At 40.7% G+C, this 10,047-nt stretch carries 10 protein-coding genes; 5 read left to right on the top strand and 5 right to left on the bottom strand.

Annotation, left to right across the window (positions count from 1 at the left end):
- Positions 1–691 precede the first annotated feature (691 nt).
- From WKF69_RS16425 to WKF69_RS16445, 5 genes are all read right to left on the bottom strand, one after another.
- A complete protein-coding gene (locus tag WKF69_RS16425) occupies positions 692–2,050 on the bottom strand; it encodes a hypothetical protein (RefSeq protein ID WP_340383277.1) in 1,359 nt (452 codons plus the stop codon).
- Positions 2,051–2,142: 92 nt separating this feature from the next.
- Entirely contained in the window at positions 2,143–2,805 is a 663-nt protein-coding gene (locus WKF69_RS16430) for a hypothetical protein (protein WP_340383279.1), read from the bottom strand.
- 277 nt (positions 2,806–3,082) lie between these two features.
- Positions 3,083–4,285 carry a GAF domain-containing sensor histidine kinase gene (locus WKF69_RS16435; RefSeq protein WP_340383281.1) on the bottom strand — a complete coding sequence of 401 codons (1,203 nt, stop codon included), beginning with the start codon at positions 4,283–4,285 and terminating at the stop codon, positions 3,083–3,085.
- A gap of 1 nt (position 4,286) precedes the next feature.
- On the bottom strand, positions 4,287–5,771 hold the full coding sequence (locus tag WKF69_RS16440) for a HAMP domain-containing sensor histidine kinase (RefSeq protein ID WP_340383283.1): 1,485 nt from the start codon (positions 5,769–5,771) through the stop codon (positions 4,287–4,289).
- Positions 5,768–6,460, bottom strand: a complete 693-nt coding sequence (locus WKF69_RS16445) for a response regulator transcription factor (protein WP_340383284.1) — start codon at positions 6,458–6,460, stop codon at positions 5,768–5,770. Before WKF69_RS16445 ends, WKF69_RS16440 begins: the two co-directional genes overlap by 4 nt.
- Before the next feature lie 225 nt (positions 6,461–6,685).
- Between WKF69_RS16445 and WKF69_RS16450 the strand changes: the two genes are divergently transcribed.
- The 5 genes from WKF69_RS16450 to WKF69_RS16470 form a co-directional block, all read left to right on the top strand.
- Positions 6,686–7,264: a DUF6799 domain-containing protein gene (locus WKF69_RS16450; RefSeq protein ID WP_340383286.1), complete on the top strand. Its 579-nt coding sequence runs from the start codon at positions 6,686–6,688 to the stop codon at positions 7,262–7,264.
- Positions 7,265–7,827: 563 nt separating this feature from the next.
- The gene (locus tag WKF69_RS16455; protein ID WP_340383288.1) at positions 7,828–8,028 is read left to right on the top strand and encodes a 2-oxoisovalerate dehydrogenase; all 201 of its coding nucleotides are present in this window, start codon (positions 7,828–7,830) and stop codon (positions 8,026–8,028) included.
- 239 nt (positions 8,029–8,267) lie between these two features.
- The gene (locus WKF69_RS16460; RefSeq protein ID WP_340383290.1) at positions 8,268–8,984 is read left to right on the top strand and encodes a pyridoxine 5'-phosphate synthase; all 717 of its coding nucleotides are present in this window, start codon (positions 8,268–8,270) and stop codon (positions 8,982–8,984) included.
- 5 nt (positions 8,985–8,989) lie between these two features.
- The gene (locus tag WKF69_RS16465) at positions 8,990–9,547 is read left to right on the top strand and encodes a hypothetical protein (protein ID WP_340383292.1); all 558 of its coding nucleotides are present in this window, start codon (positions 8,990–8,992) and stop codon (positions 9,545–9,547) included.
- A 218-nt stretch (positions 9,548–9,765) separates the two neighbouring features.
- Positions 9,766–10,047, top strand: a 282-nt coding sequence (locus tag WKF69_RS16470; protein WP_340383294.1) for a hypothetical protein, incomplete at its 3' end; no start/stop codon positions are given.

The following is a 10,047-nucleotide window of genomic DNA, read 5'->3' on the forward strand; positions in this document are numbered from 1 at the left end:
TCCAACAGCTCCAATAACAACAATAATAGTGTCTACTTTTTTCAGGACATGACACGATAACTAGGTGCTTCGCACATTACAAATTGAGATTTAAAAAGGATGTTTACTTTCGGGTAAGCATCCTTTGTTATGATTAGATCTTTTTCGGACCTGGAGGTTTATCATCTTTCTTATCGACCAGGGCTCGATGTCTTCTCAATAACTAAAAATTTCCCGATTAAACTTCAATGATCTTTTATACCGTTGCATTAAAACCCTAAATGTTGTTAGCTCCAAAAGAGTGATGCAGAATTCCTAATAGGCCGGCCATTATTTCAGTATGGCCAGCCTATTAGGAATAGTAAAAAAATATTACCATGCTTGTGGCGGAACAAATATTATCGGACAGTTAACTATTATGCTCGCGGCAACTAACCCGCCTGAGGATGCATTTCGGGAGCCGCCCAGCGCTCCGGTTTTCATAAAGGCTTGCATACAATTCAATAATATTTATTGGTGCAATTGCCTCTCGTTTATCGGTAGTAACCCGGGTTCAAATTCCCGCAGCAATTGCTACATCTGTCCACAATCAGTGTCTACATCCAAAGAGGGCTATAAGCTGCCGCGTCGCAAAAAGCTGCCAGATCATCAGGGTCTTCGCAACCGCTTGCTTGCTCCTGAAAAATATTTAAATGATCGCCCTCTCCTGCCACTACAGATCAAAACCCGCCAAACCCAGGAAGTTATACTTGCCTGCGATACCTTTTCCAGCAGCGGTTGTACTTAAAACAGTTTGCGAGCGATATTTAGTACCTGAACCATTTACGTCAAAAATATTGATGGAAAAGGATTGGAACGATCCAAGATTGTACAGGTATTTGTTATCCGGAGACTGCCATAGGTCTTTAGAATCGCCTTTCGGAGCCAGATCAACCCTGGCTTCTGATGAGCCAAAGGTCAGTGCACCTCCACTCACATTAAAAGTGGATACCAGGTTGGTTTGAAAACTGGCCACATATAATTTATCGCCGGTGCTGTTTAACACAGTCCAGCAAGCCTCATTGATAGCAGACGCATTGGTAACGCTAAAATTGGCCGCCTTGCTGAGCACCGTGCCGTTATCACTTAATACGGTTACACTGTTTTGAATTTTAGTGGGTATCAGATTAAAATTGGATACATACATCTTACTGCTACCTGTTTTATCCCAGTTAAAACCAATAGTTCCCGAAATACCCGCTTCTTCAAAAAAGCGTTTGCCGCTAACTTCTCCATTGGCAAAATTATAGACGTAAACCCGGCTTGGGCGTTGCTCTGTTAGCAAGGGTGCATCTGTAGCAAAATGGGCTATACCCCAGGTGCTTACCGCCAGCTTTGTTCCGTCGGCACTAAAGCTTACCGTTGTGGGACCTCCGTTTTGCCTTACATATTTGTCTAATTGTTTACTTAAAGTAAGGGCTCCTGTAGTGGCATTGAAACTAAATAAGGTGATATTCCTTTCATTATCAGTCCCGTCAGCCAGCGAAAGATCCTGCTGATAAAAAGCATTGTTAGGAAAGCGTTGAATATTTGCGCCATCTTTTTGTATGTTCGGATTATTCCATTGATTCCCTACAACTACCCAATATTCATCGGCGCTGCCTGTTTTTTTCTGGTAAGCGATACTCACCGGCCGGGTGCCGCCCGAACTGATGTTATTTTTCAAGGTAATATCACCCGTTGCTCTATTAAGCGAAAAAACGGAGACTTGGTTGCCGCCGGCATTAACATTCAATAAATAATTTCCGATTATCTGTACAGCGCCCTGGGCATCAAAGTCGCCATGGGCGTCGCCGCCTGCAGCAACATTGGCCCCGCCGTTACTATTAGTGGAAAAGCTTTTTTCTTCTGTCAGAGAACCATCTGCCAGTCTCGAAAACCGGATCACTTGATTGGTACTTTCCCCGTTGGTTGTGGTATAAAGGTAACCCGCAACTCTTTTATTATTGTCATCGCTGTTTTTTTTGCAACTGATAATCGAAAGTGTCGCCACTGCAACAATAGTTCCGATAAATAGATACTTGATTTTCATAATTTTTAATAATTTACTTAGTAGTCGAACATGAATTGCTCAGTTCTTTCTGACAGTCTGCTAGATTTGTTCAAGTTAATAGTTGTGAATACTTACATTCCAATTGTCATTACATCCGGGTCAGGGGCGTTCATATTGCTGTTGAACATTAATTTTTTCATATACTCTCCTTTATTGCCTTTCATTGCATTCATAATGTTTTCGCCGTAAGCTTTTCTGGCTGCTTCAACAGTTTTTTTACCCATAATAATATCATAAGCAAGGTTTAATGCAAGTAGGTTATTCTCTTCTTTATCACAGCGGGCAGAGATTAATCCCTGTGTTCTGTCAACAGTTATACTACCGTCAAACATACCCAGCTCCGTATATTTTTCGGGAGGTACCCTATAGCTTATACATTGCTCCATGCAGTCCTTATGCATCTTTGGAAAGTTATGTGTTGATTCTTCTTTAGAAATAATTGTCTTTTTCCATACACCCTTATTATTCCACACAAGCATTGTTGGTGTTGCTTCATCGGGCTTGCCATATTTATCCATCATTTCTTTGGCTGCCATTTGAGATGACATTGGCCAGTTTTTCATTTCTGCCATATCCATTTTCATCTTCATTTTATCATCTTTCATTTTCATTTTAGATGGTGATTTCATATTATCAGATGACATGTCATCCTGCGCTTTTGCATTATTTGAAATGCACATTATTGCCGGAAATGCTAATATTGCAATTGCCAGAGATTTGATACTTTTTTTCATGGTAATTTATTTTAAGATTTATATTAAATTATTAGCTAATTATTTGGTTGTGATAGGCGAGATTTCATAATTAAAAAATTTAGTTGATTTTCACAATCGATTTTCAGTAGAGTAACAGCAGTATTTTCCAGAAGTTATCACAGAAGTATACTGTTAGTGTACTGTTTTTAAACAAACAATAAATACAGGGCAGTAGTATATTGAAATAAGCAGGGACTTGTTTTGGCGACGTGTTTATTAGCGCAGCTGCCAACGGCTTTTGGGGAAGGCGTTTTGGTTAGCTTTTTGGAAACATAATAAAAAACGAGCTTCCCTTATTTTTACCCGCACTTGTTGCCCAAACCTTGCCGGCGTGTAACTGAACAAGCATTTTAACAATGGACAGTCCTAATCCGTTTGAGCGTTCATGCGCTGTTGGAACGGAGCTTAGCCTGGCGAACTTGACGAACAATTTTTTAAGGTCCTCTTCTGTCAGGCCAACACCAAAGTCTTTAAATTCGAATAAAATTTCATCACCGGCTGAAGAGCAGTTAACATGAATATCAGAATTAAGGTGAGAATATTTTATGGAATTGCTTAAAAGATTTCCCAGTGCATCCTGTATTCGCTGACGATCTATTTTACAGCAGGCCTCCTCATCGCAGTGTATTATGAGCCGCTGCCCTTTGTTCTTAAGGGCGATCTCAAATGAACTTTTCAGATAATCGAGAAGTTCACTGACAGAAACACTTTCAAGGTTCAGATCTATTGCGGCATGTTCACTTTTGGCGTCGCAAAGTAAATTATTCAGATTTTGTTCCATACCCTTAGATACCATTTCGATCTTTCCTGCATACTCACTAAGCATTTCTGGAGAATTTTCCTCCTCATTAATTAACTGGGAGTAACCTATTATAGATGTGATCGGATTTTTCATATCATGAACCAGCCTGTGAATGTTGTCATCATACGCATGTGCAGAATTCCTTTCCGATAAACGGGACTCAAGTTTTTCCAGTGTCAAGGTTGAAAGTAACTTGAGCAATTTCAACTGCTTAACTGTAACCTCAGATCTTGGCTGGTCATCAATAACACATACGGTGCCTATATTATATCCTTCCATGGTGGTTATCGGGGCACCAGCATAAAACCTGATACCTCCCTCAGCAGAAACATAGGGGCTTAACAAAAGATCGGGAGTATCATGTGTATCGCAAAATACAGTTACCTCATCATTAAGTACGGTTAAAGAGCACAGGCTGTCTTCACGTTTAATTTCATTTACCAGTAAGCTGCTTACGTTTGCCTTAAAGAACACCCTGTCTTTATCAACAAATGTTACAAGTGCCCCCGAAGTATCAAATATCTCCGCTGCCATAAGCGCAATTGTATTGAAATAGGTTTCGGCAGGAGTATCTAAAATATCATAACGGCTAAGCTTTTTTAGCCTTGAAGCATCATTATGAGGGATTTTTAAAGGATGTTTTGAATTTACAATCATTTCAAATTTCTTTATTCCCCGGGTTTTCCGATGGCCTGTAAATACTCATTTGCATTACAAAATGGTTTGCATATCCGGAATTTACACTTGCCGTAAAAGAGAAATGGTGCAGGCTCATTATTTTTTTAACAATTGCAAGCCCGAGACCGGCCTTTTTCGGACGGTTCAATACACTTTCATCCCCTTTGTTATTTATCCAGTTTAATAATGCTTTTGATAACGGTTCTCCGGTATTTTCTATATGCAGGACTAAATTATGTAATTCATGCTTCATACTGATCATTATCCGCCCGTTCTCAGGAGTATATTTAAGTGCGTTATCTAACAGGTTTTGTATAACCCGTTCCATCACGCTAATATCAGCAGCGATCATTGCGGTATCCTGGCAGAGCATACTCTCTAATACTATATTTTTTTGCTGACCCTGGATACTGGAAGCATTCAGCATCTCTTCAAGTATTTCTGAGAAAATAAATGGCTCCTTATCAGGTTTAAAATTTACCGCGTCTATTTTGGAAAGCTCAAACAGTTGGAGTACTTGCTTTTCTACCTGCTTTATTTTATTAAGCACCAATTCCAAATATTCATCATGCGCCGGAAAATCTGATCCGTTCCTTTCAATTAACAGTGTTTCAGTATAGCCCCGTGCAATGGCAAGCGGGGTCCTTAGGTCGTGGGATATATTAGCTATAAAATCCCGTCTTTCAGATTCAAGGCTTTTCAGGCGGTTAATATTATCCTCAAGCATGGATGCCATTTTATTAAAGGATTCTGTTATAGGCCACATTTCATCTTTCGGGGAAATAATGAACCGGGCATTCAGATCGCCCTGCCTGAACCTGTTTAATACGGTAATAATGTGGTTAAACTTTCGCTGCAGGCGGATAATATACCATAAGCTTAATATAAGAGAAGCCAGGATGATTATAATAGCCGCTTTAAGCGCCAAGCTGCTGATGTGGCTCCTGAAAAGAAGCTCGGTAGTATTGCGGTATTCCAGGCTGCCAAGGATCACATAGATATATCCGATCCGTTTGTTCCCTCTGAAAACTTCGGCGGCGGAGAATATTTTAGGTGTAGATGGGTCTTTCGGGTCCGGGCTTTTGATGTAATCCCTGTTTCCGGAACGAATGTGCTCCCTGATTCCTGACAAGGGTATATGCCAAATCTTAATAGCAGAGTCGGCTGCCTGGTAATATATGATCTTACCGTGAGTGTCCAGAAAATATACTTCAGCCGCCGGACTGATCACCATGGCATTATAGAAAACAGAATCAGCCTTTTGCTTATTGATCCCGCCGTCTTCGAAAGGAGAAAAAAATTTTGCGATATGTGCGGCTACGTCCCTGTTCAGCAGTTGAGTGCTTGCCTGGTAGAAATGCGTGGTAGCTAAGTAGGTTACGGTAATGAATAGCGCACTTAACGCACTGATGAGAATTAAGGCCAATAAGCCGATACGCCTGAATATAATGTTCTCCGGTTTCATTCCGCAAATCTGTACCCTACACCCCAGCTGGTAAGTATATATTCGGGAGAGCTCAGGTCGTTTTCAATCTTAATTCTGAGGCGGTTAATGTGAGCGGTCACGGTATGCTCATACCCGGAGAAAGTATAGCCCCATATTTTCTCCAGAAGCTCCGGGCGGGAGTACGTTTTTCCGGGATTCTGAGCGAGCAAAAGTAAAAGATCAAACTCTTTTGGCGTCAGGTCAAGGCGTTTCGTGCTTATGCTTGCTTTTCTTTTATCTTTATCTATAAGCAAGCCTCTGAAGTTAATATCTTGCGGCTGCTCAGCTACAGCCTGCCAGGTCTGTTCTGTTCGGCGGAGCAGGGCTTTGGTACGGGCCATTAATTCCCGGATCCCGAAAGGTTTGGTTACATAATCATCGGCGCCAAGCTCAAAAGCCAATACCTTGTCAATCTCGTCCGAATGTGATGTGAGCATCATAATAACACTTCTAATGTGCTTTTCCCTTAGCTCCCTGCATATTTCCATGCCATCCATATCAGGCAGCATCAGGTCAAGTATGATCAGGTCGAAATACTCTTTTGAAGCCTTCTCTATGCCTTCCCTGCCGTTGTAAGCTGAACTGAAACTATAGGCAGGCGCTTTATATAAAATGCTTAATAGTTTAACAATTTCCGTGTCATCTTCAATTGCGAGAATACTTTTCATGTTCCAGTATAACAGATTTATAATGGTTAGGTTTTAATTGTCCCCTAAACATCAAACAGGATCAACCCTTCAATGAAAAAGATACGTTCTAAGGATATTTGTGATATTTTTGGGAGAATTCACCCCTGAGAAATTTTATAGTACACTTTTGTGAGAACTTAAAGAAAAAATTGATATATTTTTGAATTACTTAGAACTAAACTTAATTTAAACTAAACAACTATTATGAAAAAATTAATTTTTACTCTCGCGGTTGCAATTTGTCTCGCCGCCTGTAACCAGTCCGGTACTTCGACCACTTCTGCTGATTCAACCGATACAGACATGATGGCGCCGTCAGGTATGGCCGACGGGGGCGTGATGATGAAAGACGGGAAAATGATGATGATGAAAGACGGGAAAATGATGATGATGGACAATGACATGACTATGCCTAACGGCAGTAAGGTGATGATGAATGGAGAAATGATGCATAGCGACGGAAGCAAAATGATGATGACTGAAGGAATGATGATGGATGCCGACGGGAAAATGATGGATGCTGACGGGAAAATGAGCGGCGACATGGGTATGATGAAAAATGGCATGATGATGATGAAGGATGGCAAAATGATGATGATGAAAGACGCTCAAATGATGCCTATGGATAAAGACATGATGATGGAAAATGGAAACAAGATGATGATGGATGGGTCTTTGATGATGAAAAACGGGAAGAAAATGATGATGGAAGACGGGATGATGATGGATGCCGACGGGAATGTCATGGACAAGGATGGCAAAATGATGCAGGATAATATGTAAATCATGTTTTAATTATTACAATATAAAGCTAAGCTAAGGCCGCCCGGGAAATTTTTCTGGGGCGGTCTTGCTGCTTGCGGTATTTCCTTGTCTTTTTACTGAAAGCTTTCGGTCAATGGACCCGAGTGCCTGCTACTGAACTAACGCCCCGGTAACCCCGGTCTAAACACTTCTTTCAGCGCATGCCCTGTAAAACGATGTTGTTGTTCTATGGCTCCTTTCAGGTATGCCCGTCGTAACTATGTTCCTTCCCTTTATTTATGCATTTTACATCTACCTCGTGTAGGCTGTGTTGTTGTCTGAGAAGTTATCGCTGACCAGCTCTGAGAAGAAAAGCAAATCTTAGTTAAAGAAGATTATCCGTACATCTACCCAAAGTTGGGCACATGTAAACTTAGTCGGTAAGTATGATTTTCGGATGGGAATGATTATAAGATTTTTGGAGCAAAACTGCATAAACTCTACTCCAAATGGAAATCAATCCATTAACTTTGATAGCGCTAAAACCCTCAGACCTCAGACATATCAATTTTCACTATCTTTGATATGTAAATCTTAAAATCATGAAGGAATTATTTTTTTTGGTGGAAGAAGCATTAGAAGGAGGTTATACTGCAAAAGCAATGGGCGAATCCATTTTTACAGAAGCAGAAACTATTGATGATTTAAAAATTGAAATTCGTGAGGCAGTGGAATGTCATTTTGATACAAATGATAAACCACAAATCTTACATATGGTAAGGGAAGAACTAATAATACTTTGATTAGTGAAACTGAGCAGGAATTTCAGGCCAGGATCTGATTAAAATATTATCACGATTTGGTTATGAGATAACAACGCAAAAAGGGAGCCATATTCTCTCGACCCGTAAAACCGACGAAGGTTCTCATCATATTACAATACCCAATCATAACCCATTAAAACTTGGCACACTGTCAGCTATAATCTCAGAAGTTGCTTTGCGTTTAGGAATCCCAAAGGAAAATATTTTGAATTAGCGACATGGCAAAGTTATCCGTCAACATCAATAAAATCGCCACTCTCCGTAATTCCCGCGGCGGGAACAATCCAGACCTGGTTAAGGTCGCCCTTGACTGTGAACGTTTCGGTGCTCAAGGGATAACGGTGCATCCCCGTCCGGATGAAAGGCATATTCGTTATCAGGACGTATTTGATCTTAAGGCGGTCATAGCCACAGAATTCAATATAGAGGGGAATCCAACTGAGAAAAAGTTTGTGGAACTGGTTTTGGCTAACAAGCCGGCGCAGGTTACACTTGTTCCTGATGCTGAAGGACAGCTTACTTCAAACCACGGCTGGGACACGATAAAACACCAGGATTATCTGAAAGGCATTATTGCAGAATTTCATGCTGCAGGAATCCGGGTTTCAATTTTCGTTGACCCTGATAATAAAATGGTAGAAGCTGCTGCAGGTACAGGAACAGACCGGATCGAGCTTTACACAGAGGCTTATGCATCTCTATACCATTCCGGAAAAGAAGAGGCCGTTAAACCGTATGTTCAAGCGGCAAATTTGGCTACCAGGCTTGGTCTGGGCCTTAATGCGGGACACGATCTCGATCTGCACAACCTCCAGTACTTCGCTCAGCAGATCCCTGAATTACTGGAAGTAAGTATTGGCCATGCGCTAATTTCAGATGCACTATATTTAGGTTTGGAAAATACGATCCAAATGTATCTTAGAAAATTAAATTAAGGATCATGAAAAGAACCTGGATCATGCTTGTAGCTTTTATAGCTTTTGCCACTTCTTGTAAGAATGAAACCTCTATAAATGAAGATGACGCTTCAGAAGTCATCGAAGAGCATCTGGTGATAGAACCCGAATATGAGACGACCACATTTCATTTTGGGGAAATGAAATTCAGCGGCAGCAAAGATCAGTCAGACTTAGATAAATATAAAGAGCTGGAAGATAAAGGCCTCATCGAGATGGTTCTGGATGAAAAGAAAAAAGTATTTCTTTCAAAAGACACCTCATATGTTTATCAGATCAGACTGACTGAAAAAGCGGCTCCGCTGGTTCTGGATCAGGACAAAGACAAAGCAACGGTTAAAGCTATAACCTACATTCTGGATGACGCGAAGCCGGTAAACTTTGTTAAATCGAATAACAAAACTGCTAAAGCCACTGTATCCCTAAAAAAGGTGGAAACGGAATTTTACCCATTTTTGAATGGTAAAGATTCAAACAGCGAATTCATCACAAAAACATATAAGCTAAAGCTTAAAAAAGATAAGGGCTGGGAGGTTGAGTAGCTCTGGCTCAAGGCTGAAAGCTAAAAGCAAAAAGCTTTCTGCACAGAGCAAACTTCTGTCGAAGTGCACGACGCTTTCCGCTTCATGCTTTTAGCTTCACGCTTCCCCCAACCCTTTTATTCACAATACCGTACATTATTCAGCTTAATGACTCCTCGTGATGGGAGAAATAACTGGGAAATTCCTTACTTTTGCCCGACCAATATTCCCCCTATTTAATGAAGCTTAATATAGATTATCAGGAAAAATTTGAGCAGCGTCATATCGCGCCAACTAAGCAGGATACCGCAAAAATGCTCGAAACCATCGGCATTAATTCTCTGGACGAACTGATCGCACAAACAGTGCCTTCTAACATCCGTTTAAAAAATCCGTTAAACCTGCCTGACGCCAAAAGTGAATTCGATTATCTGAATGATCTGAAAATTACGGCCTCCAAAAACAAGGTCTTTAAATCTTATATCGGACAGGGCTATAATGATGTAATTGTTCCCGGGGTT

The organism is Daejeonella sp., from assembly GCF_037719425.1.
Lineage (GTDB): Bacteria > Bacteroidota > Bacteroidia > Sphingobacteriales > Sphingobacteriaceae > Daejeonella.